General features: G+C 74.6%; 26 protein-coding genes. 15 read left to right on the top strand and 11 right to left on the bottom strand.

Annotated features, from left to right (window positions below; genetic code table 11):
- The 3 genes from KME80_RS37335 to KME80_RS52240 form a co-directional block, all read left to right on the top strand.
- The coding region (locus tag KME80_RS37335; RefSeq protein ID WP_219512441.1) for a hypothetical protein at positions 1-422 on the top strand (422 nt) is incomplete at its 5' end.
- Positions 419-1,039 (top strand): hypothetical protein, encoded by a 621-nt coding sequence (locus tag KME80_RS37330; protein ID WP_219512424.1) that lies wholly within the window; start codon positions 419-421, stop codon positions 1,037-1,039. The genes KME80_RS37335 and KME80_RS37330, both read left to right, overlap by 4 nt.
- Positions 1,040-1,164: 125 nt before the next feature.
- Positions 1,165-1,818: a class I SAM-dependent methyltransferase gene (locus tag KME80_RS52240; protein WP_219512422.1), complete on the top strand. Its 654-nt coding sequence runs from the start codon at positions 1,165-1,167 to the stop codon at positions 1,816-1,818.
- Between the two features lie 9 nt (positions 1,819-1,827).
- Here the strand turns inward: KME80_RS52240 and KME80_RS37320 are convergent, their stop codons facing one another.
- Positions 1,828-3,045 carry a Cmx/CmrA family chloramphenicol efflux MFS transporter gene (locus KME80_RS37320; RefSeq protein ID WP_219512414.1) on the bottom strand — a complete coding sequence of 406 codons (1,218 nt, stop codon included), beginning with the start codon at positions 3,043-3,045 and terminating at the stop codon, positions 1,828-1,830.
- A gap of 52 nt (positions 3,046-3,097) precedes the next feature.
- Complete coding sequence (locus KME80_RS37315) at positions 3,098-3,670, bottom strand: TetR/AcrR family transcriptional regulator (RefSeq protein WP_219512406.1); 573 nt, start codon at positions 3,668-3,670, stop codon at positions 3,098-3,100.
- Positions 3,671-3,782: 112 nt separating this feature from the next.
- Between KME80_RS37315 and KME80_RS37310 the strand changes: the two genes are divergently transcribed.
- Genes KME80_RS37310 through KME80_RS37290 form a run of 5 tightly spaced genes read left to right on the top strand, consistent with a single transcriptional unit; the run spans position 3,783 to position 8,071 of the window.
- Positions 3,783-4,685 carry an ATP-binding cassette domain-containing protein gene (locus KME80_RS37310; RefSeq protein WP_219512397.1) on the top strand — a complete coding sequence of 301 codons (903 nt, stop codon included), beginning with the start codon at positions 3,783-3,785 and terminating at the stop codon, positions 4,683-4,685.
- Complete coding sequence (locus tag KME80_RS37305; RefSeq protein WP_219512380.1) at positions 4,682-5,488, top strand: ABC transporter permease; 807 nt, start codon at positions 4,682-4,684, stop codon at positions 5,486-5,488. Before KME80_RS37310 ends, KME80_RS37305 begins: the two co-directional genes overlap by 4 nt.
- Positions 5,489-5,499: 11 nt before the next feature.
- Positions 5,500-6,615, top strand: a complete 1,116-nt coding sequence (locus KME80_RS37300) for a sensor histidine kinase (protein ID WP_219512378.1) — start codon at positions 5,500-5,502, stop codon at positions 6,613-6,615.
- On the top strand, positions 6,606-7,250 hold the full coding sequence (locus tag KME80_RS37295) for a response regulator transcription factor (RefSeq protein ID WP_219512376.1): 645 nt from the start codon (positions 6,606-6,608) through the stop codon (positions 7,248-7,250). The genes KME80_RS37300 and KME80_RS37295 overlap by 10 nt, the downstream gene beginning before the upstream one ends.
- A gap of 14 nt (positions 7,251-7,264) precedes the next feature.
- A complete protein-coding gene (locus KME80_RS37290) occupies positions 7,265-8,071 on the top strand; it encodes a pentapeptide repeat-containing protein (RefSeq protein WP_246646390.1) in 807 nt (268 codons plus the stop codon).
- On the opposite strand, the gene KME80_RS37285 is transcribed toward KME80_RS37290, so the two are convergent.
- Together KME80_RS37285 and KME80_RS37280 are read right to left on the bottom strand one after the other, a co-directional pair.
- Entirely contained in the window at positions 7,985-8,668 is a 684-nt protein-coding gene (locus KME80_RS37285) for a TetR/AcrR family transcriptional regulator (RefSeq protein ID WP_219512367.1), read from the bottom strand. The genes KME80_RS37290 and KME80_RS37285 overlap by 87 nt on opposite strands.
- 57 nt (positions 8,669-8,725) lie before the next feature.
- A complete protein-coding gene (locus KME80_RS37280; RefSeq protein WP_219512359.1) occupies positions 8,726-9,469 on the bottom strand; it encodes a helix-turn-helix domain-containing protein in 744 nt (247 codons plus the stop codon).
- A gap of 63 nt (positions 9,470-9,532) precedes the next feature.
- On the opposite strand from KME80_RS37280, the gene KME80_RS37275 reads away from it, so the two are divergent.
- Positions 9,533-10,117 carry a TIGR03086 family metal-binding protein gene (locus KME80_RS37275; RefSeq protein ID WP_219512350.1) on the top strand — a complete coding sequence of 195 codons (585 nt, stop codon included), beginning with the start codon at positions 9,533-9,535 and terminating at the stop codon, positions 10,115-10,117.
- 19 nt (positions 10,118-10,136) lie between these two features.
- Here the strand turns inward: KME80_RS37275 and KME80_RS37270 are convergent, their stop codons facing one another.
- Genes KME80_RS37270 through KME80_RS37260 form a run of 3 tightly spaced genes read right to left on the bottom strand, consistent with a single transcriptional unit; the run spans position 10,137 to position 11,696 of the window.
- Complete coding sequence (locus tag KME80_RS37270) at positions 10,137-10,673, bottom strand: NUDIX hydrolase family protein (RefSeq protein WP_219512342.1); 537 nt, start codon at positions 10,671-10,673, stop codon at positions 10,137-10,139.
- Positions 10,670-11,155: a DUF5360 family protein gene (locus tag KME80_RS37265; protein WP_219512332.1), complete on the bottom strand. Its 486-nt coding sequence runs from the start codon at positions 11,153-11,155 to the stop codon at positions 10,670-10,672. Before KME80_RS37265 ends, KME80_RS37270 begins: the two co-directional genes overlap by 4 nt.
- Positions 11,142-11,696: a TetR/AcrR family transcriptional regulator gene (locus KME80_RS37260; RefSeq protein WP_219512323.1), complete on the bottom strand. Its 555-nt coding sequence runs from the start codon at positions 11,694-11,696 to the stop codon at positions 11,142-11,144. The genes KME80_RS37265 and KME80_RS37260 overlap by 14 nt, the downstream gene beginning before the upstream one ends.
- Before the next feature lie 114 nt (positions 11,697-11,810).
- Here KME80_RS37260 and KME80_RS37255 point away from each other — a divergent pair, with 114 nt between their 5' ends.
- Positions 11,811-13,103 carry an ArsB/NhaD family transporter gene (locus KME80_RS37255; RefSeq protein ID WP_219512308.1) on the top strand — a complete coding sequence of 431 codons (1,293 nt, stop codon included), beginning with the start codon at positions 11,811-11,813 and terminating at the stop codon, positions 13,101-13,103.
- Here KME80_RS37255 and KME80_RS37250 read toward each other — a convergent pair.
- Together KME80_RS37250 and KME80_RS37245 are read right to left on the bottom strand one after the other, a co-directional pair.
- The gene (locus KME80_RS37250; RefSeq protein WP_308126091.1) at positions 13,096-13,617 is read right to left on the bottom strand and encodes a GNAT family N-acetyltransferase; all 522 of its coding nucleotides are present in this window, start codon (positions 13,615-13,617) and stop codon (positions 13,096-13,098) included. The genes KME80_RS37255 and KME80_RS37250 overlap by 8 nt on opposite strands.
- Positions 13,618-13,627: 10 nt before the next feature.
- The gene (locus KME80_RS37245; protein WP_219512285.1) at positions 13,628-14,185 is read right to left on the bottom strand and encodes a helix-turn-helix domain-containing protein; all 558 of its coding nucleotides are present in this window, start codon (positions 14,183-14,185) and stop codon (positions 13,628-13,630) included.
- An 82-nt stretch (positions 14,186-14,267) separates the two neighbouring features.
- On the opposite strand from KME80_RS37245, the gene KME80_RS37240 reads away from it, so the two are divergent.
- Together KME80_RS37240 and KME80_RS37235 are read left to right on the top strand one after the other, a co-directional pair.
- On the top strand, positions 14,268-14,783 hold the full coding sequence (locus KME80_RS37240; protein ID WP_219512283.1) for an RNA polymerase sigma factor: 516 nt from the start codon (positions 14,268-14,270) through the stop codon (positions 14,781-14,783).
- Positions 14,776-15,246 (top strand): hypothetical protein, encoded by a 471-nt coding sequence (locus KME80_RS37235; protein WP_219512275.1) that lies wholly within the window; start codon positions 14,776-14,778, stop codon positions 15,244-15,246. The genes KME80_RS37240 and KME80_RS37235 overlap by 8 nt, the downstream gene beginning before the upstream one ends.
- A 343-nt stretch (positions 15,247-15,589) precedes the next feature.
- Here KME80_RS37235 and KME80_RS37230 read toward each other — a convergent pair whose 3' ends face one another.
- Complete coding sequence (locus KME80_RS37230; protein ID WP_219512272.1) at positions 15,590-16,999, bottom strand: pyridoxal phosphate-dependent decarboxylase family protein; 1,410 nt, start codon at positions 16,997-16,999, stop codon at positions 15,590-15,592.
- Positions 16,996-17,910 (bottom strand): helix-turn-helix transcriptional regulator, encoded by a 915-nt coding sequence (locus tag KME80_RS37225; RefSeq protein ID WP_246646389.1) that lies wholly within the window; start codon positions 17,908-17,910, stop codon positions 16,996-16,998. The genes KME80_RS37230 and KME80_RS37225 overlap by 4 nt, the downstream gene beginning before the upstream one ends.
- Positions 17,911-18,177: 267 nt before the next feature.
- Here KME80_RS37225 and KME80_RS37220 point away from each other — a divergent pair, with 267 nt between their 5' ends.
- From KME80_RS37220 to KME80_RS37210, 3 genes are read left to right on the top strand one after another with little or no spacing between them, the layout of a single operon-like run.
- Complete coding sequence (locus KME80_RS37220; protein WP_219512265.1) at positions 18,178-19,212, top strand: TOMM precursor leader peptide-binding protein; 1,035 nt, start codon at positions 18,178-18,180, stop codon at positions 19,210-19,212.
- Positions 19,209-20,291, top strand: a complete 1,083-nt coding sequence (locus tag KME80_RS37215) for a hypothetical protein (RefSeq protein WP_219512264.1) — start codon at positions 19,209-19,211, stop codon at positions 20,289-20,291. Before KME80_RS37220 ends, KME80_RS37215 begins: the two co-directional genes overlap by 4 nt.
- Before the next feature lie 37 nt (positions 20,292-20,328).
- Positions 20,329-21,504, top strand: a complete 1,176-nt coding sequence (locus KME80_RS37210; protein WP_219512262.1) for an MFS transporter — start codon at positions 20,329-20,331, stop codon at positions 21,502-21,504.
- Positions 21,505-21,511 lie beyond the last annotated feature (7 nt).

Genomic DNA, 21,511 nt, shown 5'->3' with positions numbered 1-21,511 from the left:
CCCCCTGGGCGGCCGGCGACCTGCCGCTGGAGGAGGCGGCCCGGCGCGCCGCCGAGCCGCCGTCCCCGGCGGCGGGGCCGGAGGGGGCGAGCGGTGAGGGGCGGGGGTCCGCGCTGGCCGGGGTGGAGCTGCTCGCGCACATCGGGCCGCCGCCGATGCCCGTCACGCTCATCCGGCAGAGCGGGTCGCCGGCGATCGTCGCCACCATGGACCCGGGCCGCGACGGCGTCGAGGTCGTCGACCGGGCGGTGGACGAGCTGGTCGTCGCGGGGGCCGACACCGACTGGTCCGCCTACTTCACCCGGCCGGGCCGGGTCGTCACCCTGCCCGCCTACCCCTGGCAGCGCGATTGCGGCCTGCCGGCGCGCCGGATGCTACACAATGTATCCGGGCAAGCACTGTACGTCGGGGGAGTCTCGTGAAGATCACGCCGATCGCCGGAGCCGTCGCGTTGCTCGCCGGCCTCACCATCGTCCCCGCGGGGTCCACGGTCCGGCCCGCCGCGGCGACGGGAGCCGCGCGGCCGCACCCGGCCGTTCCGCGTGCCGGGGCGCTCGCTGCCCTCTCCCCGGACGTCGCAGGCGGTAAGGGGCGGGCCGCGGTGCTCGCCTGCGCGGTCGGGACGCCGCCCGGGAGCCCGATCGTGTTCACGCCGCCCGTGGGCCTGGTGCCCGGGAGAGTGGCGGCGCGGGGGGCGTTGTGGCTGAGCGGCTGCCGGGGGAAGCCGGGGCGGCTCAGGTCGGGGTGGGCGTCGCTGCGCGCCGAGGGGGAGGCCTCGTGCGCCGCCGCGCGCGGGATGCGCGGGCACGCCACCATCACCTGGTACGACGCGACGGGACGGCCGGTGGGCAGTTCCCGACTGCGCATCCGCAACGACGAGCTGGGCGCGGCCGGTGCGCTGCTGACCGGGAGGGTCACCGGCGGGCCGCTGGACGGCAGGCGGGCCAGGGGCGGGATCGCGCCGGAGGGCGGGGTGCTGGGGTGCGCGACGGGCGGGCTCGGCGCGATGCCGGGCACCGGGCGCATCGAGTTCGGCTGACCGGGCCGCGCCGCCGGGGTCCGCTCGCCGGCGGTGGAGATCATGCAGGATTGGGTGCAGTGACAGTGAACGCCGGGCGGGCCCCACGGCCCCCACGAGATGTCCCTGCGCGCGGAAGGGGCCGCATGGCACCCGTGAAGGAAATCACCGAGCTTCTGCACCGGACCTTCTTCAGGTCGCTCTCCCTGCTCTCCTCACGGGGGCAGGGCGCCGTACTACGTCGTTACTTCGACTGGTGGCATCGCCGCCCCGACCCGTGGCACATGGGCACCGACGCCTATGAGCAGGCCAAGTACGCCGCCACGCTCGCCCAGCTCCCCGATCTGCCCTACCGGCGGATCCTGGAGGTGGGGTGCAGCGAGGGGGTGTTCACCGAGCAGCTCGTCACCGCCTATCCGGAGGCGCACGTCACGGGCGTGGACATCTCCGAGCGGGCGCTGGCCCGGGCGGCGGAGCGGGTGGAGAAGGCGGCCGACAGGACGCTGCTGCTGCCGGCCGACATCCTCCGCTTCACCTCCGAGCACCGCTATGACCTGGTGTTCTGCTCGGAGACGCTCTACTACCTGGGCCGCCGCGACCGGCTGCGGCGGGCCAGCGCCCGGCTGACCGGGCTGCTGGCGCCGGGCGGCGTGCTGGTGCTGGTGCATCCGTGGCCGGAGGCGCGGCGGCTGCACCGGTTCGTCGAATCCGGGCGGGCGGTGTCGCGGCTGAGCGAGCTGGTGGAACGGGAGGCTCATCGGCCGTTCGCGGTGTCGGTCTACCAGGCCCCGCCCGGCTGATCGGGCCCCTCAGACGCCGCCCGGGCAGGCCGGGGCCGGGTTCCGGTGGGCGGCGGCAGTGCGGGGGCGGCGCTCGGCGGAGGCGGCCAGGGCGACGGCGCCCAGGGCCAGCAGGCCGAGCGCCGCGCCGATCCAGCCGAGCGGCGCGTACCCGTACCCGGCGGCGATCAGCAGCCCGCCCAGCCACGGGCCCACGGTGATGCCGACGTTGAACGCCGACACGTTGAAGGAGGCCGCCAGCGTGGGCGCGTCGTGGGCGACGGCGAACACGCGGGTGTTCAGCGCCGGGTTGGTGGCGAAGCCGGAGGCGCCCAGCAGGAACACCAGCGGCACCGCCAGCCACGCCACCTCGGCGCTCAGCGCCAGCGCCCCCGAGATGACGACCAGCGCGGCGAGGCCGGCGTACAGGAGGGTGAAAGGGCGGGCGTCGGCGACGCGCCCGCCGACGGTGATGCCGATCAGCGAGCCCGCGCCGTACAGCGCCAGCATCGCCGGCACCCACCCCGGGGCCAGCCCCGTCGTGTCGGTGAGCAGCGCGCTCAGGTAGCTGAAGGTGACGAGCAGCCCGGCCGTGGACAGCGCGGTGGTGCCGAGGGCGAGCCACAGCCGGGGGTTCGCCAGCGCGCCGAGCTCCCGCCGCAACGACGTCTCCGTACGGGGAGCCGACGGGTGCGGGGCCGGGGGCCGGCCCGGCACGGTGGCCAGGACGCCGAGCGCGGCCAGCGCGGACATGCCCGCCACCACCCAGAACGCGGCCCGCCAGCCCAGGGCCTGCCCCACGAGCGTGCCCGCCGGGAGGCCCAGGGTGGTGGCCACGGTGAGGCCGCCCGCGACGATCCCCATCGCCCGGCCGCGCGCGGCGGGCCCGGCGAGGCCGATCGCGGTGACGGCGGCCACGGCCCAGAACCCGGCGTACACGAACGCGGCCACCACCCGCGTCACCAGCAACGTCGCGTAGCCGGGCGTCAGCGCGCCGACCACGTGCGCCACGGTGAACACCGCCATGAACGCCAGCAGGGCGGTCCGGCGCGGCCAGCGCAGCGTCACCACGGCCAGCACCGGCGCCCCCACCAGCATCCCGACGGCGAACGCCGAGATGAGCAGCCCGGCGTCGGGCACCGACACGCCGAGCCCGGCGGCCGTCTCGGGCAGCAGCCCGGCCAGCATCAGCTCCGAGGTGCCCTGGGCGAAGATCGCCAGCCCCAGGACGTAGACAGCCAACGGCATCGAACACTCCATTTATTCGATCGACCAGTACAAAACTGAGGCACGAAAACGCTCAGAACGCGTCGAGCGCCGTGGCCGCGATCGCCTCCAGCGCCGCCCGGTCGCCGCCCGCCCGCGCCGCCACGCGCATGCCGCTCACGACGGCCGCCACGAACCGTGCCAGCGCCGCCGGGTCCTTGCCCGGCCCCAGCTCGCCGCGCGCCCGCGCCAGCCCGATGGCCGCCCGCAGCGCCTCGAACCGCCGCTCCTGGTCGCGCCGCAGGATCTCGGCGATCTCCGGGTCGCGGGGCGCCAGCTCGACCATGCTGTTGACGACCAGGCAGCCCGGCGGCTCGCCCGGATCGCCCTCGGCCACCGACTGGAGCAGGACGCGCACCTTCTCCCGGATCGGCAGGTCGCGCTCCAGCAGCTCGAACAGCTTCGCGTCCTTCTGCTCCATGTAGTGGCCCAGCGCCCGGACGAACAGCTCCCGCTTGCCGTCGAAGGCGTTGTAGACGCTGCTGCGCCCCAGCCCGGTGGCCTCGCACAGGTCCCGCGTGGAGGTGGCCTCGTAGCCCGACTCCCAGAACGCGCGCATGGCGCCCTCCAGGGCCCGGTCCTCGTCGAACGTCCTCGGTCGTGCCATGCGCCGACCGTAACACGTTTTGGATCGATCAGTGCAATACGGGAATCCTCCATACGGGTCGGCGGATCGCCCCCATGGCCGCCGCCGCCCCGGCTGCCTACCGTGAGGCAGCGTGATCCGACTCGACCATCTCACCAAGAGGTACGGCGACCGCGCCGCCGTGGACGACCTGACGCTGGAGCTGAGACCCGGCGCCGTCACCGGCTTCCTCGGCCCGAACGGCGCCGGCAAGTCCACCACGATGCGCATGATCCTCGGCCTCGACGCCCCCAGCTCCGGCCGCGCGCTCATCGGCGGCAGGCCGTACCACGAGCTGGAACACCCGCTGCGCACGGTCGGCGCGCTGCTGGACGCCCGCGCCGTCCACCCCGGGCGCAGCGGGCGCGCCCACCTGCTGGCGATGGCGCGCGGCGCCGGCATCCCCAAGGCGCGCGTGGCGCGGGTGCTGGAGCTCGTCGGGCTCGGCGAGGCGGCCGGGAAGCGGGCGGGCGCGCTGTCGCTCGGCATGAGCCAGCGGCTCGGCATCGCGGGCGCGCTGCTGGGCGATCCGGAGGTGCTGATGTTCGACGAGCCCGTCAACGGGCTCGACCCCGACGGGGTGCGCTGGGTGCGCCGCCTGATGCGGTCGCTGGCGGCCGAGGGCCGCACGGTGTTCGTCTCCAGCCACCTGATGAGCGAGATGCAGCTCACCGCCGACCACCTGGTGGTGATCGGCAAGGGCCGGCTGATCGCCGACGCGCCGCTCGCCGAGGTGCTCGCCACCCCCTCCGTGCTCGTACGGTCCCCGCACGCCGGCGACCTCGCGGACCTGCTGACGGCACAGGGCGTGAGCGTGGAGCGGCGCGGCGAGAACGAGCTCGTCGCCACCGGCGCGACGCTGGAGCGGATCGGCGACCTGGCCCACGAGGCGGGCGTCCGGCTGCACGAGCTGAGCCCGCGCGAGGCGTCGCTGGAACAGGCATATCAGGAGCTGACCGCCACGAGCGTGGAGTACGGCGCGGGAGGAACGCGATGAGGAACGCACTGGGGAGTCCGCTGGGGCGGGCCGTCGCGGCCGAGTGGGTCAAGCTCTGGTCGGTCCGCTCGACCTGGCTCTGCCTGGCCTCGGCGGTGGCCGCGACCGTGCTCGGCGGGCTCACGCTCGGCGCGGCGCAGGCTACCGAGGCGCTGCGCGAGGGCGCCGCCGGGTCGCGCGTGGTGGTGACCGGCCCGATGATCTCGGCGACGGCGTTCGCCCAGTACGCGGTGATCACGCTGGCGATGCTCATGGTCACCTCCGAGTACGCCTCCGGGTCGATCAGGAGCACGCTGCAGGTGGTGCCGATCCGGGGCCGGATGCTGGCCGCCAAGGCGCTGGTGACCGCGCCGGTGCTGTTCACGGCCGGGATCGTGGCGGGCGGCGCCGGGGCGCTGGTCACGTACCTGGTGCTGTCGGTGGAGACGTTCGGCGGGGCGGCGGCCTTCCCGCCCGGGCAGGCGGCGGCCGACCTGCTGCGGCTCGGCGTGTTCTGCGCGCTGACCGGCGTGCTGACCGTCGGGGTGAGCGCGGCCGTACGCGGCTCGGCGGGGGCGCTGACCGTGATGTTCATGCTGACGCTCGGCCTGCCGCTGCTGCTGGTCATGACCGGGAGCCAGGCGGCGGTGGACGCCTCGATGCGGCTGCCGACGTTCGCCGGGCTGGCGTTCATGGAGAGCGCCGACAACCTGACCGGCGGCCCGATCCCGTACCCGGCGGGCGAGGGGCTGGCCTGGCTGGCGGGGTGGACGGCGCTGGCCCTGCTCGCCGGGCTGGTCGTGCTGCGCCGGCGCGACGCCTAGACTGCCCAGCCGTGATCGTACGAAGGCTCGCCGGGGTGCTGGCGGGAGCGGTGACCGGCGGCCTGGAGCTGGTCCTGCTCGTGCTGGCGTGGCCGCTCGCCCGCTGGTGGGCGCCATGGCTCGTGGCGCTCGAACGGGCCAGGCTGCGGGTGCTGCTCGGCCACGACAGCGACCCCGGCACGGCGGGCGCCGGCTACCTGGCGCTGCGCGCGGCCGTGGGCGTGCTCGGCGGCTACGTCGCCATGTCGCTGATCTTCGTCGGCCTGCTCTTCGTCGGCGGCGCCTGCTGGGCGATGCTGACGGGCGAGTCGTCGCCCGTGGCGCTGGAGTTCCCCGGCATCCGGCTGACGACCGAGAGCTGGGCGATCGGCCTCACCTCCGGGATCTTCCTGCTGGCCGTGGGCACGCTGTGCTGCCAGGCCGTCGTCGCGGGCGAGCGGCGGCTGGCCCGGCGTTTCCTCGGCCCGGGCCCGCAGGAGCGCATGCGCCGCCGCATCGCCGAGCTCACCGCCACCCGCTCCGGCATCGTGCGCGCCGTCGACGACGAGCGCCGCCGCATCGAACGCGACCTGCACGACGGCGTCCAGCAGCGCGGCGTGGCGCTGGCCATGCTCCTCGGCCGCGCCCGCCACGCCTTCGCCGGCGCCCCGGGGCCCGCCGCCGACCTGGTCGCGCAGGCCTACGCCGAGTCGCGGCACCTGCTGGACGAGCTGCGCAGCGTCGCCTGGCGCATCTACCCGACCGCGCTCGACGAGCTCGGCCTGCGGGCCGCGCTGGCCGGGGTCGCCGAACGCGCCGGGGTGCCCGTCACCGTCCACCACGGCCTGACCGGGCGGCTCGCCACCGAGGTGGAGACCGCGCTGTACTTCGTGGCCCGCGAGGCGATCACCAACGCGGTCAAGCACGCCGGCGCCCGTGACATCCTGGTCGTGCTGAGCGAGGACGAGCGGACGGTGCGCGTGGTGATCTCCGACGACGGCGCGGGCGGCGCCGACCCGGCCGGCGGCGGCCTGTCGGGCCTGGCCCGCCGCGTGCTCGCGCTCGACGGCGAGTTCGAGGTGGGCGACGCCCCCGGCGGCGGCACCCGGGTGCGCGCCACGCTGCCGAAGGAGCCGCCGTGCGGCTGATCCTGGCCGACGACGCCGTGCTGCTGCGCGAGGGCCTGGCAAGCCTGCTGCGCGACGCCGGCCACGAGGTCGTCGCCGCCGTCGGCGACGCCCCCGCCCTCATCGAGGCGGTGGCCGAGCACCGGCCCGACGTCGCCGTCGTCGACGTGCGGATGCCGCCCACCCACACCGACGACGGCCTGCGCGCCGCGCTGCGCATCCGCGAGAGCTGGCCCGCCGTCGGGGTGCTCGTGCTGTCGCAGTACGTCGACAAGACGTACGCCGCCACGCTGCTGGCCGGGACCGAGGGCGGGCTCGGCTACCTGCTGAAGGACCGGGTGTCGGAGGTCGCCGAGTTCCTGGGGTCGCTGGAGCGGGTGCGCGGCGGCGGCACCGTCATCGACCCCGAGGTGGTGCGCCAGCTCCTGGCCCGCACCACGCACGCCGACCCGCTGCGCACGCTCACCGAACGGGAGACGCAGGTGCTCGGCCACCTGGCGCAGGGCTACGCCAACGCGGCGATCGCCGCCGCGCTGCACATATCATTGAGCACGGTCGAGAAGCACATCAACGCCATCTTCGACAAGCTGGATCTGCCCGCCACCCCCACCTACAGCCGCAGGGTGCTCGCGATCCTGCGCTACCTGGACGGCTGACACGAGGGGGACCATTGCCGGGCACGCTTCGGGGCGACTGCGCCAACTGCTTCGGGCTGTGCTGCGTCGCCCTGCCGTTCGCCGCCTCGGCCGACTTCGCCGCCGACAAGCCCGCCGGCCAGCCGTGCGGCAACCTGCGGGACGACTTCGGGTGCGGCATCCACGAGCGGCTGCGCGAGTCGGGCTACCCGGGCTGCGTGGTCTACGACTGCTTCGGCGCCGGTCAGCAGGTCTCCCAGGTCACCTACGGCGGGCGCGACTGGCGGCGCGAGCCCGGCAGCGCGCGGGAGATGTTCGCGGTGTTCCCGGTCATGCGGCAGCTCCACGAGCTGCTCGCCTACCTCACCGAGGCGATCGCGCTGCCCGCCGCCCGTCCCGTCCGCGACGACCTGCGCCGCGCGCTCGGCGCGATCGAGCGCCTCACCCGGCTCGGCCCCGCCGAGCTCCTCGACCTCGACGTGGCCGCCCGGCGGGCCGAGGTCAGCGTGCTGCTGCTGCGCGCCAGCGAGCTCGCCAGGAAGGGCGCCGGGCGGCGCAAGGAGCACCGGGGCGCCGACCTGATCGGCGCCAACCTGAAGGGCGCCGACCTGCGCGGGGCCAACCTGCGCGGCGCCTACCTGATCGGGGCCGCGCTCAAGGGCGCCGACCTGCGCTCGGCCGACCTCATCGGCGCCGACCTGCGGGGCGCCGACCTCAGCGGGGCCGACCTGACCGGCGCGCTCTTCGTCACGCAGTCACAGCTCAACGCCGCCGCCGGCGACGCCGCCACCCGGCTCCCCGCCGGGCTCTCCCGCCCCGCCCACTGGACCGCCCGGAAGTGAGAACCCGGCCTGCGTGATCAGGGCGCGCAGGTAGGCGGTGATCTCGTCCGGGTCGAGCGGGCCGGGGGAGAGCAGCAGCTTGCAGATCACCGCGCCCTCCATCATGTCGGCGAGCACGTCGAGGTCGGCCGCCGGGCTGAGGTGGCCGTCGCGCTGGGCCCGCACCATGATCTCCCTGGCGCGCTCGCGGCGCGGCAGCACGTGATGCTTCCGGTACGCCTCCAGCAGCGCGGGATGGCCGGCCCCGGCCGCCAGCAGCCGCGCCGACAGGGCCCGGAACCTCGGCTCGGCCAGCATCTCGCCCCAGCGGGGGAGCAGCCGCTCGATCACCTCGGGCAGGCTGCCCTCGGTGTCGGCCACGTGGGGCAGGTCGGCGCGGGCCGTCTCGATGGCCTGGGCGAGCAACTCCTCCTTGCTGCGCCATCTGCGGTAGACCGTCACCTTCGTCACACCGGCCCGGCGGGCGATCGCCTCGATGCTGGTCTGGTCGGCGCCGCGCTCGGCCAGCAGGTCGACGGCGGCGCGCAGGATGGCGGCGTCGGCCCCCGGGTCGCGGGGGCGCCCGCGGCCGTCGCGGCGCGGCTCGGTCGTGGTCATCGCCCGCACCGTAGCGCATCGGTGACCCGGCGCCGCAATCGAGCCTGCCGCGCCACGCTAGAACCGCCGGGCGTACCAGGCCGGGGTCTCGCCGAACAGCTTGCGGAAGTCCCGCGTGAAGTGCGCCTGGTCGGCGTAGCCCAGGTCGGCGGCCAGCGCGGACCAGTCGGGCGGCGTGCCCGCCGCCATGCGGCCGGTCGCCTCGCGCAGGCGGTAGCGGCGGATGACGCGCTTGGGCCCGAGGCCGACGTGCTCGGCGAACAGCCGCTGCAGCTCGCGCACGCTCAGCCCGGTCTCCCGCGCCAGCGCGTCCACACGGGTGATCGCCGGCGTGGCGGCGATCAGCGCGACGACCTCCGCCGCCCGGGCCGCCCTCGGGTCCGGCTCGGGCAGGTGCGCCCGCAGGAACTCCTCGACCGGCTCCACGTCGACCGGGTCCGGCAGCGGGCCCGGGAACACCTCGGCGGCGTCGAAGCGCCGGTCGGCGATCGTGGACACCGGCGCGCCCAGGAACGGCCGGAACGCTCCAGGCCGGAACGCCACCCCGAACACCCCGCCCCGGCCCTCCAGCACCCGCACCTGGTGCCCGCTCACCGGCCCCTGGAGCGTGGCGGCCCCGTCCTGGAACGTCAGGTGCACGCTCGGGTACGGCACGATCAGCTGCCGGTACGGCTCGGCGTAGTCCCAGGTGGCGACCCAGTAGCGCTCGACGTACGGGGCCAGGTCGGGCGAGGGGGAGGGGAAGGCGTGGCGCTGGTGCCGCGCCCAGGCGCCGTCGAGCTCGCGTGCGTCCCTGGCCATGCCGACGAGCTTATGTCGTGTTTGTTCAATACGGCGGGGCGGTGTCATGGTTGGGTGTACCCCATGTCTGACCTGCATTTCATCGCCCAGGCGGCCGCCGGCGTGCCGGAGATCGTCCGCCGGGTCGAGCCCGGCGATCTCGGCGCGCCGACGCCGTGCGCCGAGTACGACGTCCGCAAGCTGATCAACCACCTGCTGTTCTGGGGGCCGTCGCTGGAGGGGGCGGCGCGCAAGGAGAGCGTCCCGCCGCCCGCCGCGTCGGAGGACGACGTGGACCTGACCGGAGGGGACTGGTCGGCCGAGCTCCAGGCGCAGACCACGCGGCTGGTGGCGGCCTGGAGCGAGCCGGCCGCCTGGGAGGGGACGACGTACATGGGCGGCGCGACGGAGTTGCCCGCCGCGATGGTCGGCGGCATGGTCGCGGGCGAGCTCGTCGTGCACGGCTGGGACCTGGCCCGCGCCACCGATCAGCACCCGCGGTGGGACGACGACCTGCTCGAACGCCTGGCCGCACAGGTGGCGGCCACCGCCGAGCAGGGCCGCGCCATGGGCGTCTACGGCCCGGAGGTGCCGGTGCCGGCCGACGCCCCGCCGCTCGACCGCGTCCTCGGGCTCACCGGCCGCGACCCGTCGTGGAAGCCGGCCTGACCGGTGAGCGCCCGGGCCGTCAGGACAGGCGGCCCACGTAGGCGAGCGCCTGCTTGAGCAGGGTGCCCTGGCCGCCCGTCATCTCCTGCTGCACCATCGGCAAGGCGGCCTCCTCCGGCGTGAACCACACCAGGTCCAGCGCGTCCTGCCGGGGCCGGCAGTCGCCGCGCACCGGCACGATGTAGGCCATCGAGACGGCGTGCTGGCGCGGGTCGTGGTAGGGCGTGACGCCCGGCGTCGGGAAGTATTCGGCCACGGTGAACGGCTGCGGCGAGACGGGCAGGCTCGGCAGCGCCACCGGGCCCAGGTCCTTCTCCAGGTGGCGCAGCAGCGCGTCGCGGATCCGCTCGTGATACAGGACGCGGCCGGAGACCAGGGCCCGGCTCACCGTCCCGTCGGGCGCGATGCGCAGCAGGAGGCCGACGCGGGTCACGGAGCCGGTCTCGTCGACCCGCACCGGCACCGCGTCGACGTAGAGGATCGGCATGCGCCCTCGGACCGACTCCAGCTCCTCGGGAGCGAGCCAACCGGGCATGGTCTCGGTTATTTCGGTCACTCGTTGATCGTACTTGCCGCCGGACCGTGAACCTCGCAGGGGCGGCCGTCCCGTACGGGATCTACATTGTAAAGGCACCCGGCCCGGACGAGCGCCACGACGGCCGGGACCGGGAACAGCAGCAGGTAGAGGTTGGGCGCCCACCAGGCGGGCGAGAAGTCGCCGCGCAGCGTCCAGAACGCGATGGCCATCAGCCCCGAGGCCATCGTCAGCACGAGCGAGACCAGCATGAGCGGCGGCCCGCCGGGGTCGCGGCGGCGCAGCAGCCACAGGCTCGTCAGGCCGGTGGCGCTGGCGAGCAGGTCGATCCAGAGGAAGGACCAGTTCCAGGCGGCCATGATCGGGTTGGCGTAGTCGGCGAACGCCCACTCCGGCGGGATGAGCCCGAGGCCGGTGACGAGGAAGTAGACGACGAACCCGACGTCGGTGACGAGCATGAGGATCTTCGTCACGCGGATGCGGGGCAGGTCAGTCGCAGGCACGGTCGATCAGCTCCATGAGGTGGGCCCGGGTGCGCTCGTGCAGGCCGGGGCCGGGTTCGGAGAGGCCGAAGAGGCGGGCGGCCCACCAGCCGTCGACGGCCAGGCGCACGGCGGTGGCGGCGGCGGGGTCGATGCCGTCGCCGGTGAGGCGGGCCTGCCAGGCGGCGTAGCGCTCGCGCAGCGGGGCGAGGCCGGCGGGGTCGACGAGCACGGCGGCGAGCAGCGCGGCAGTGACGCGGTCGGCCGGGGCGGCGGCGGGGCCGGTGGTGTGGCGGGCCGGGATGGTCGCGTCGACGTAGGCGCGCAGGATGTCGCGGGGGTGGTCACCGGCGTCGGCCAGGGCCTGGTCGAAGGCGTCGGTGAGGCGTCCGACCAGGCCGGCGACGAGGGCCTGCTTGGTGGGGAAGTGGTAGAAGAGGCCGCCCTTGGAGACGCCGGCGCGCTGGGCGACCGCTTCGAGGGTGAGGGACTCGGCCCCCTGGGCGAGGAGCACGTCGGCCGCCGCGTCGAGCAGCCGTTCGCGTGAGCTGGGTCGTGGCACGCACGTAACTATACCGGTCAGCCGGTACAGTTACGCACGCCCTCGAGGGCGCCCCGGTGGCGCTTTGGTACGTTCGAGCACGTCGTTGACGCTGGGACGAAGGGTGTGCGCTGGGTGGGCGTGCTGGCGTGGGTGAGTGTGGCGGTGTTCCTTGTCGCGTACGCGTTGATCGCGTCGGAGAAGGTGCATCGGGTGGCGGCGGCGCTGGGTGGGGCGGGGATCATGTTGTTGATCCATGCCACGGGTGCGGAGGCGGCGTTCTTTTCGGAGCATTCCGGGATCGACTGGAATGTGATTTTTCTGCTGCTGGGCATGATGATCATTGTGGGGGTGCTGAAGGAGACGGGGGTTTTCGAGTATCTGGCGATCTGGGCGGCCAAGCGGGCGCGGGGGCGGCCGTTTCGGTTGATGGTGTTGCTGGTGTTGATCACGGCGCTGGCGTCGGCGTTGCTGGACAATGTGACGACGGTGTTGCTGATCGCGCCGGTGACGTTCTTGGTGTGTGAGCGGCTGGCGGTTTCTGCGGTGCCGTTTTTGATCGCGGAGGCGATGGCGTCCAACATCGGTGGTGCGGCGACGTTGGTGGGTGATCCGCCGAACATCATCATCGCCAGCCGGGGCGGGCTCAGTTTCAACGACTTCCTGATCCACATGGCGCCGATGGTGGTCGTCCTGATGGCGGTGTTCGTCGGCCTGTGCTGGCTGATGTTCGGGCGGACGTTCCGTCATGATCCGGAGCGGGCGGCGGCGGTGATGGCGCTGGACGAGAACGAGGCGATCGGTGACCGGCGGCTGCTGTGGCAGTCGCTCACCGTGCTGGGCCTGGTCATGGCGGCGTTCGTGCTGCACCCTGTCCTGCACTACGAGCCCTCGATCGTCGCCCTGCTGGGCGCGGGAATCCTGGTCGCCGCCACCAAGATCACGACTGAGCAGGCCATCGCCGAGGTGGAATGGCCGACGCTGGTGTTCTTCGCCGGGCTGTTCGTCATGGTGGGGGCCCTGGTCGAGACCGGGGTGATCGGGCAGCTCTCGGAGGCTGCGGTCGCGGCGACCGGCGGGGAGGTGGCCGCGGCCACGATGGGGCTGCTCGGCGGCTCGGCCGTGCTCTCGGCCATCGTGGACAACATCCCGTACGTGGCGACGATGGCGCCGATCGTCGAGCGGCTGGTCGAGGCCACCGGTGGCGACGGGCCCGGCCAGGTGCTGTGGTGGGCGCTGGCCTTCGGCGCCGACCTGGGCGGCAACGCCACCGCCGTGGGGGCGGCGGCCAACGTCGTCGTGCTCGGCATCGCCGCGCGCAACGGCTCGCCGATCAGCTTCTGGCAGTTCACCAAGTACGGGCTGATCGTCACACCGGTGACGGTCGCGCTGGTCGCACCGTACCTGTGGCTGCGCTACCTCATGTGAGGCGCTTGTAGAAGAAGCCGCAGTCCTGGAGGGAGCCGTCCGGGTCGGCGGCGTAGCCGGGGACCACGCCGTAACGGGTCCAGCCCTCCGACAGGTAGAGGCTCTCGGCGGCGCTGCCGCTGCGCGTGTCGAGGAGCAGGAGCGTGATCCCGGCGGCGTGGGCGGCCTGTTCGAGAGCGGCCAGCAGGGCGCGGGCCAGGCCCCGGCCCCGGGCGTCGCGGTGCACGAGGAGCTTGACGACCTCGGCGCGGTGCCGGGCGTTGGCCTTGCCCGGCAGGGACAGCCCGGCGGTGGCGACGATGCCGCCGGCGTCGTCACGGGCCGTCCACACGAGCAGGGCGCCCGCGGCGACCGCGGCCTCCTGCTCGTGCCACCACCGGGCCGCCGCCTGCCGGTCGAACGGCGCGACGAACCCGAGCGAGGCCCCGTCGTCGACCGCGTCGGCCAGCACTTCGGCCAGCTCCTTGACCGCGCCGGCGTACGTGGCGGGGGTCAGGCGTTCGATGGCGGGCACGGCGGCTCCTTCACGGCAGGACGACGAGCAGGGCGTAGCGGACGGGGGCGGGGCCGGGGCAGTGGAAGCGGGAGCGGCCCCAGAGGCGGAAGCGCAGGCAGTCGCCCGCCTCCAGCCGGTGCGTCCGCCCGCCGGCGGTGATCTCCACGACCCCTTCCAGGACCCAGATGTGCTGCTCCAGGCCGGGCACGGGCGGGGCGTCGTAGGCCAGGTCGGCGCCGGGGCGCAGGGCGCCTTCGACGACCTCGCCGCGCAGGCCGGGATGCGGCGGCGACACCGACCTGCGGGTGAACCCGGACGCCTCGTCGCGCCACACCGGCTGCGCGGCGGCCCGTACGAGCTGGGGCGGCTCCGCCTCCACCTCGGCGAGCAGGCGGGACATCGTCCGGCCGTAGACCGCGCAGAGCTTGCCGAGCAGGGTGGCCGTCGGGCTGATCTCCGCGCGTTCGAGGCGGGACAGGGTCGAGCGGCTGATCCCGGCGCGGGCGGCCAGCTCCTCCAGCGACCAGCCGCGCTCGGCCCGCAGCTCGGCCAGCCGCTCGGCGAGTCTCTCCGCCAGGTCTCCCATATGCGAGACGATATCCCATATGTGGGAATCGTGAACCGGGGGGTCGTCCGGGCCGACTGAGCCGGTTGACGAGAGGGGCGACATGACGGACGAGCTGCTGGTGGTGCGCGCCCAGCTCGGCGAGCGCGCGGCGCTGGCCGAACTGGTACGCCGCTGGCATCCGCGCGTGTGGACGTACACGCGGCGCATGCTGGACGCCGGGCGGGCCGACGACGTGACCCAGGAGATCTGGCTCGCGGTGGTGCGCGGGCTGCCCCGGCTGCGCGAACCCGGACGGTTCACGCCGTGGCTGTTCACCGTCGCCCGGCGGGCCGTCGCCGACCGGCTGCGCGAGGAGTACGGGCGCGCCGAGGAGCCCGCCGCCGCCGAACCCGCCGCCGGCGACCCCGTCGAGGCGATGGTGGACCGCGCCTCGCTCGTCGCCGGGCTGGCCGCGCTGCCCGTGGCCGAACGGGAGGTGCTCGTCCTGTTCTACCTGGAGGAGCTGACCGTGGAGGAATGCGCGCAGGTGTGCGGGATTCCGCCCGGCACCGTCAAGTCCCGGCTGAACCGGGCCCGCCGCCTGCTGGCGCGACGACTGAGGGAGAGTCATGGATGAGGAGCCGCGCCCGACGGCGCAGGAGATGATCGACCGGCTGGCCGGGCCGCTGTCGCCGTGGAGCCGCGTCCGCGCCGTGGTGGCGCTGGTGGCGGGGCTGGCGGGGGCGGCGTTCGTGGGGGCGCTGTGGTCGAGCGAGGAGGCGCTGCCGGGGCGCACCCACCTGGCCTTCGCCCTGTTCCTGGCGTTCTGCCTGGCCTGGGCGGCCTACGGGGGGTGGCTGGTCACCCGGCGGGTGCCGCTCTTCGCCACCGACCGGGTCATCGCCGCCTGGCTCGCCGTCGTCGCCTCCGCCGCCACGACCGCCCTGGTCGCCGCCTTCACCACCCCGCCGCTGCCCGCCCTGGCCGTGGGCGGCGCCTTCCTCGCCGCCGCCCTCCTCCTCGCCGTACGCGCCCACACCCGCCGCGCCGCCCTTCTCCGGCGCAAGCACCTGCTGGAACGCCGCCCCGCCCCCGACTGAACCCCGGGGGAACCCGCCCCTTCCCGACGGCCTGGAGGGAAGCTCGCGCTCCCACAAGGTCCCCTGAACGGGGGCCGCCCCCCTGGAGAGGGCGCCCGCCCGGAAGCTGCCCGCCCGGACCGAGCGTCCCCGGAAGGGGCGTCCCCCGGCCCGGGCATCCTCGCGCCCGGAGTTTCCCCACGCGCGACGTCCCCCCGAGGGGCGTCCGCCTGGCCGCGGCGTCCGCCCGGATGTGGCGCTCACCCGGACAGGGGCGTCCCTCCGAACCGGGGTTCACCTGCGGGTGGGCGTCCGTGGGCGTGCGGGTGGAGTGGCCGCTGGGGCTCCGGTCCCGGGGGTGGGGTTAGGGGGTGGGGGTGAGGTGGTCGAGGGTGGTGCGGATGGTGTCGAGGGCCAGGCGGACGTGGGACGGCCGGGTGCGGACGCTGAGGACGCACAGCCGCAGGTAGAAGCGCCCGCCCAGGGTGGTGCTCGACAGGTAGACGCGGCGGGTGGCGTTGATCCTGGCGAGCAGTTCGCGGCCCGCCTCGTCGCCGCCGCGCGGCCGGAAGACGACGACGGTGAGGTCCGGTTCCCAGGGGACGTCGAGGCGCGGGTCGGCGGCGAGTTCGCGGTGGACGAGGGCGGCCTGGTCGAGTTTCTCGTCCAGGGCTTCCTCGAAGGCCCGCACCCCGTGCAGGTGCAGCGGCAGCCACAGGCGCAGGCCGCGGAACTCGCGGGTCAGTTCGACGCCGAGGTGGCCGAAGTCGGGCAGGCCGCCGATCTGGCCGATGTCCTGGAGGTACTGGCCGTCGGCGGCGTGGGCGGCGTGCAGCAGGGCGGGGTCGCGGACGAGGAGCACGCCCGTCCCGTACGGCAGGAACAGGCTCTTGTGCGGGTCGAAGGCGATGGAGTCGGCCTCGCCGATCCCGGTGAGCGTGGCGCGGCCGCGGCGGGTGAGCTGGAAGCCGCCTCCGTAGGCGGCGTCGACGTGGAACCACAGGTCGTGGGCGCGGGCGAGGCGGGCCAGTTCGGGGAGCGGGTCGACGGTGCCGGTGCTGGTGGTGCCGGCGGTGCCCGCCAGGAGGAAGGGGCGCAGCCCGGCGGCGCGGTCGGCTTCGATCATGCGGGCGGCGGCGGCCACGTCCATGCGCAGGTCGGGGGTGGAGGGCACGACGCGGACGCCGCGGCCGGGCAGGCCGGCGATGCGGGCGGCCTTGGCGATGCTGAGGTGGGTGTGCTCGGTGACGTACAGGGTGCCGTCGCGGGCGTCCTCGCCGAGCCGGGCGTGGCGGGCGGCGACGAGGGCGGACAGGTTGGCCGGTGAGGCGCCGGTGGTGACGAGGCCGCCGGAGCCGGGCGGGAGGCCGAAGCGGGCGGCCAGCCAGGTGAGGACGCCGTGTTCCATGGCGACGAGCGCGGGCGCGGTCTGGGCGACGCCGGTGAAGCGGTTGGCGGCCTGGGCGAGCATCTCGGCGAGCACGGAGGAGACGAGGCCGCCGGCGGGGAAGTAGGCGAGGTAGCCGGGGCCGGCGGTGTTGACGCCCTGGCCGGCTGCCTGGCGGAAGGTGTCCAGGAGGTCGCCGAGGTGTCCGGGGTCGTCGCCGGGCGGGCGGCGCAGCAGGGCGGTCAGGCGGGCGGTGTCGCGGTAGTCGCTGGCGGGGGAGGCGGGCAGTTCGGAGAGCCAATCGGTCAGGAACGCGGTCGCCTCGCGGGTCAGGTCGTGGAGGGCGTCGCCGGTGGGGTCGAGGGGCACGATGGGGTGATGCGTCATCCGGACACGGTAGGAAGGCCCGGCGTGTGGGGGATTGGATGTTCTTGCACCGCTCGCTGGTAGGCGCCGGGGGTGGTGCCGACGATGCGGCGGAAGTGGCGTGACAGGTGCGACTGGTCGCAGAACCCGGCGGCCTGGGCCGCCTCGGCGGGGGGCGTGCCGCGTGCCAGGAGTTCGCGGGCGCGGCGTACGCGGAGCTGGGTGAGGTAGGCGTGCGGCGGCAGGCCGTAGGCGCGGCGGAAGGCCCGCACGAGCGCGAACGGCGTGGTCCCGACGGCCTCGGCGAGCTCCCGCAGGCCGGGCGGGCGGGCGTGAAAGTTCCACGCCGCCGGGGCGGCGGCGGGGGTCTCCGGGGAGAGGCAGGCGTGCAGGAGGTCGCGGGCGCGGGCGGCGGCGGTGGGCCCGGCGGCGGTGCGGGAGAGGGCGCGGGACAGGGTGCGGGCGGCGGCGCGGGGCCGGGCCTGGGTGGCGACGAGGCGGGCCAGCAGCAGGTGGAGGGCGATGTCGGCGGTGAGCGGGTCCTCGGTCTCGGCGGCGCGGTGCGCGGCGACGACGAGCGCGGCGAGGCGGGCGTCGGTGACCACCGGCCGGGCGAAGGACGGGGCGTCGCGGCCGGTGAGCGCGGTGAGCTGGGCGGGCGTGGGGTAGAGGACGCGGTACGTCCAGCCGCCGGGGGTGTGGGCGTGGCCGGTGTGGACGACGCCGGGGTCGATGAGCACGACCTCGTGGACGCCGGCGTGGGCCAGGCCGCCCGGCAGGTGGATGGCCTCGGCGCCGGACTCGACGGCGCCGATGGCGTAGGTGTCGTGGCTGTGGCGGCTGAAGCGGTGGCCGACGTAGCGGGCGCGCATGAGGTCGAGCCCGCCCATTCCTGGATGGCGCCAGTAGCGCACCTTCTCCCCGGCGCTCATGGTTGAGGATTCTCTCACTGGAATAGCGGCTTTTGTCAAACAAGGAAAAAATGTCGTTGGGTCTATCGCAATCGCCCCTTTTTTTCTTACGATCGCATCGGCCAATCACGATCGACGAAGGGATCGCCGATGACGATCGAGATCAAGAAGGTCGAAGAAGTGGAGACGACAGGCAACAGCAACAGTTGCTGACCGTCGGCGGGGCCTTCGTCGCGGGAGGAGGCCCCGCACCTCAGCGTTCCGGGAGCGGCATTGGCAAGGGTTCAGGTGAATCCGGCTTTTCCACTTTTTGTTGATGACGTCAATAATAAAGTCAGACTGGGGGACTTTCCGCCCACCGGGCAGATCCTGGATCCCGCACCGGAGCCGCTGCGCCGGCTCATCCGGCTGTGCGCGCGCGAGCCGGTGGCGCGCGGCGAGTTGCACGCGCTCATTCCCGAGGTGGCGCCCCGGGAGATCGACGCGGCGGTCGACCGGCTGCTGGAGGCGCGGGTGCTGGTGACCGAGGCCGACCTCGGCGCGCTGGCGGCCGACGACCGGCTGGGGCGGTTCGGGCTGTTCCTGGCGATGTTCCATCCGGCGGGGCGGGCCGCCGCCGCACTCGGCGACCTGGCGCGGGCGCACGTGGCGGTGCTCGGCGCCGGGGCGATCGGCGCGGGCGTCGCCCTGCACCTGGCGACCTCGGGCGTGGGCAGGCTGACGCTGCTCGACGACGACCGGGTGGAGCTCGGCAACCTGCACCGTCAGCACCTCTACACGATGGACGACCTGGGCGCGGCCAAGACCGACGCCGCCGCCCGCGCGCTGCGCCGCCGCAGCCCAGAGGTGGAGATCACCCAGGTCACGCGGCGCATCACCGGCCCGCGCGACGTGCCCACGGACGCCGACCTGGTCGTCAACACCGTCGACACCCCGCAGCCGCACATCCGCCGCTGGGTCAACGAAGCCTGCGTCGAGGCGGGCGTGCCCTTCGTGACCGGCGGCTTCAACCAGCACACCGGGCTGGCCGGTCCGCTCGTCGTCCCCGGCGAGACCGGCTGCCTGACCTGCCAGGAACGCGCCCTGGCCGCCCGCTACGGCACCGCCGAGCTGCCCGTCAGCGACAACGAGGGCCGGGCCGCGCCGTCGTTCGGGCCGCTGTGCGCGATCGTGGCCGGGATGCTCGCCTCGGAGGTGATCCGCCACCTGACCGGCACCGGCCCGCCCGCGCTGCGCGGCCGGGCGGTGTGGCTGGACCTGCTGACGCTGGAGACGACCACGAGGGCGTACGGGCGCGACGCCGGGTGCGGGGTCTGCGGGTGAGGACGGACCTGTCGTTCCTCAGCGTCGTCGCCGACGGGCCGGACGACTACGTGGTCGGCAACGGCGAGACGTTCGTGCACGTCCCGGAGGTGGCGGCGGCCGTGGTCGCGGCGCTCGACGGCACCAGGACGGCCGCCGAGGCGCGCGCCCGGGTGCTGGCCGAGCGGGGCGTCGACGTGGACGTGGAGGCGTTCGTCAGCGGCCTGGACGGCGCCGGGCTGCTGAGCCCGCCGCGCCGCCCGCCCAACGTGTGGGACCGGATCAGGCCGGGGCACGTGGCGTGGCTGTTCTCCCGCCCGGCCGACGCCGCGCTGCTGCTGCTGACCGGCTGCGCGATCGCCGCCGCGCTCACCCGGCCGGGCGTGCTGCCGGACCCGGCGACGCTGGTGTGGGCCGACAGCCTCGCGTTCACGCTGGCGTTCGCGGCCGGGTCGTGGCTGCTCGTGCTGGTGCACGAGCTGGGCCACATCGCCGCCGCCCGGTCGCTGGGCGTGCGGGCGGAGCTGTCGCTGGGCACCCGGATGCAGTTCCTGGTCGTGCAGACGCGGATCACCGGCGTGTGGGCGGTGCCCCGCCGGGCCCGCTACCGGGCCTACCTGGCGGGGATGCGGGTCGACTGGCTGCTGGCGTGCGCCTGCGCGTGCGTGCTGGCCGTGACGGACGCGCCGGTGGCGCGGCTGGTCATGGTGATCTGCCTGGCGCAGATCGCCTGGCAGTTCCTGTTCTTCATGCGCACCGACGTCTACTACGCCGTCGCCAACGCCACCGGGGAGAAGAACCTGATGGCCGACGCGCGGGCCTACCTGCGGCGGCGGGGCGGCGATGCGCGGCGCGGCGTGCGGGTGTACGCGTGGTTCCTGGTGGCCGGGCGGGTGCTCGGGCTGGCCTTCTTCGCCTGCTACACGGTGCCCGTCACGGTGGCGATCTGCCGCCGGTCGCTGGAGGAGCTCGCCGGGCCGGGCGGCTGGCGGCCGGTCGCCACGCTGGCCGTGGTGACGGCCGGCTGGCTGCTCTACCTGGGCGTTCTCCTCAGGCGTCTCATCCGCACCAGGTCTACCGCGACGAATTCGGGGGAGTAACGCCAGGTAAGTCCCTTGTGGAGCCTGGAGGTCGTCCATGCCCGGCACGTCCACGACGAGCCGCGTCGCCATGCTGGTGCTCGCGACGGTCGCGTTCGCGGTCAACTTCTGGGCGTGGGGACTGCTGAGCCCGCTCGGCGGGGTCTACGAGAAGCAGCTCCGGCTGACCGCGTTCGAGGTGTCGGTGCTGGTCGCGGTGCCCGTCATCGTCGGCTCGCTGGGCCGGATCGTGCTCGGCGCGCTGACCGACCGCTACGGCGGCAGGCTCGTGTTCGGCGTCACCACGCTGCTCGGCATCGTCCCGGTGGTGTTCCTGGCGTACGCGGCCAGCTATCCCGCGCTGCTCGCCGGCGGGTTCGTGCTGGGGCTGACCGGGGCGACGTTCGCGGTCGGGGTGCCGTTCGTCAACGCCTGGTTCCCGCCCGAGCGGCGCGGCCTGGCGCTGGGCGTGTTCGGCGCGGGCAACATCGGCACCGCGATCTCCGGGTTCGCCACGCCGTGGCTGGCGCAGCGCTTCGGCCAGCAGGCGCCGTTCTGGACCGTCGCGGTCGCGCTCGCCGTCATCGGCGTGGTCATGCTGGTGTTCGGGCGGGACGCGCCGGGCGCCGAGCCCGCGACCGAGCCGTTCGGCCGCCGCTTCCTGGCCGCCGCCCGGCTGCGCACCACGCGGGAGCTGGCCGGGATGTACGCGCTGACGTTCGGCGGCTTCGTCGCGTTCGGCGTCTATCTGCCGCTGTACCTGAGGAGCGTCTACCACCTGGAGGTCGCCGACGCCGCCGCGCGCAGCGCCGGGTTCGTCGTGCTGTCGACGGTGGCCAGGCCCGTCGGCGGCTGGCTGGCCGACCGGCTGGGCGGCGAGCGGGTGCTCGGCTGGGCGCTGGCCGTGGTGGCGGTGTGCGCGGTCGCGGTGTCGTTCGCGCCGGCCATGCCCCTGGCCACCGTGGGCTTCCTGGTGATGGCGGCGGCGCTCGGCCTCGGCAACGGCGCGGTGTTCGCCGTGCTCAGCCGGGCGGTGCCCGGCGCGATGGTGGGCAGCGCCACCGGCGTCGTCGGCGCCGCCGGCGGCCTGGGCGGCTTCCTGCCGCCGATCGTGATGGGCCTGATCTACCAGGCCACCGGCTCGTACGCGATCGGGCTGATGCTGCTGGCGGCGGTGGCGTGCGGCGCGTTCGTCTACTGCTGGTTCGTCCTGCGCCCCCGGGCGCGTGCCTGACGGAGAG

It is taken from the genome of Nonomuraea ceibae, from assembly GCF_019396325.1.
GTDB lineage: Bacteria > Actinomycetota > Actinomycetes > Streptosporangiales > Streptosporangiaceae > Nonomuraea > Nonomuraea ceibae.
The sequence above is the reverse complement of the archived record's forward strand: the minus strand, read 5'-3'. Positions and strand labels throughout refer to the sequence as shown.

What these genes read in the sequence shown, in the direction of transcription:
- KME80_RS37245 (WP_219512285.1), bottom strand. Translation starts at nt 14,185, where the DNA reads ATGGGAGACCTGGCGGAGAGACTCGCCGAGCGGCTGGCCGAGCTGCGG.
- KME80_RS37210 (WP_219512262.1), top strand. Translation starts at nt 20,329, where the DNA reads ATGCCCGGCACGTCCACGACGAGCCGCGTCGCCATGCTGGTGCTCGCG.
- KME80_RS37230 (WP_219512272.1), bottom strand. Translation starts at nt 16,999, where the DNA reads ATGACGCATCACCCCATCGTGCCCCTCGACCCCACCGGCGACGCCCTC.
- KME80_RS37225 (WP_246646389.1), bottom strand. Translation starts at nt 17,910, where the DNA reads ATGAGCGCCGGGGAGAAGGTGCGCTACTGGCGCCATCCAGGAATGGGC.
- KME80_RS37240 (WP_219512283.1), top strand. Translation starts at nt 14,268, where the DNA reads ATGACGGACGAGCTGCTGGTGGTGCGCGCCCAGCTCGGCGAGCGCGCG.
- KME80_RS37280 (WP_219512359.1), bottom strand. Translation starts at nt 9,469, where the DNA reads ATGGCCAGGGACGCACGCGAGCTCGACGGCGCCTGGGCGCGGCACCAG.
- KME80_RS37305 (WP_219512380.1), top strand. Translation starts at nt 4,682, where the DNA reads ATGAGGAACGCACTGGGGAGTCCGCTGGGGCGGGCCGTCGCGGCCGAG.
- KME80_RS37285 (WP_219512367.1), bottom strand. Translation starts at nt 8,668, where the DNA reads ATGACCACGACCGAGCCGCGCCGCGACGGCCGCGGGCGCCCCCGCGAC.
- KME80_RS37275 (WP_219512350.1), top strand. Translation starts at nt 9,533, where the DNA reads ATGTCTGACCTGCATTTCATCGCCCAGGCGGCCGCCGGCGTGCCGGAG.
- KME80_RS52240 (WP_219512422.1), top strand. Translation starts at nt 1,165, where the DNA reads ATGGCACCCGTGAAGGAAATCACCGAGCTTCTGCACCGGACCTTCTTC.
- KME80_RS37320 (WP_219512414.1), bottom strand. Translation starts at nt 3,045, where the DNA reads ATGCCGTTGGCTGTCTACGTCCTGGGGCTGGCGATCTTCGCCCAGGGC.
- KME80_RS37315 (WP_219512406.1), bottom strand. Translation starts at nt 3,670, where the DNA reads ATGGCACGACCGAGGACGTTCGACGAGGACCGGGCCCTGGAGGGCGCC.
- KME80_RS37235 (WP_219512275.1), top strand. Translation starts at nt 14,776, where the DNA reads ATGGATGAGGAGCCGCGCCCGACGGCGCAGGAGATGATCGACCGGCTG.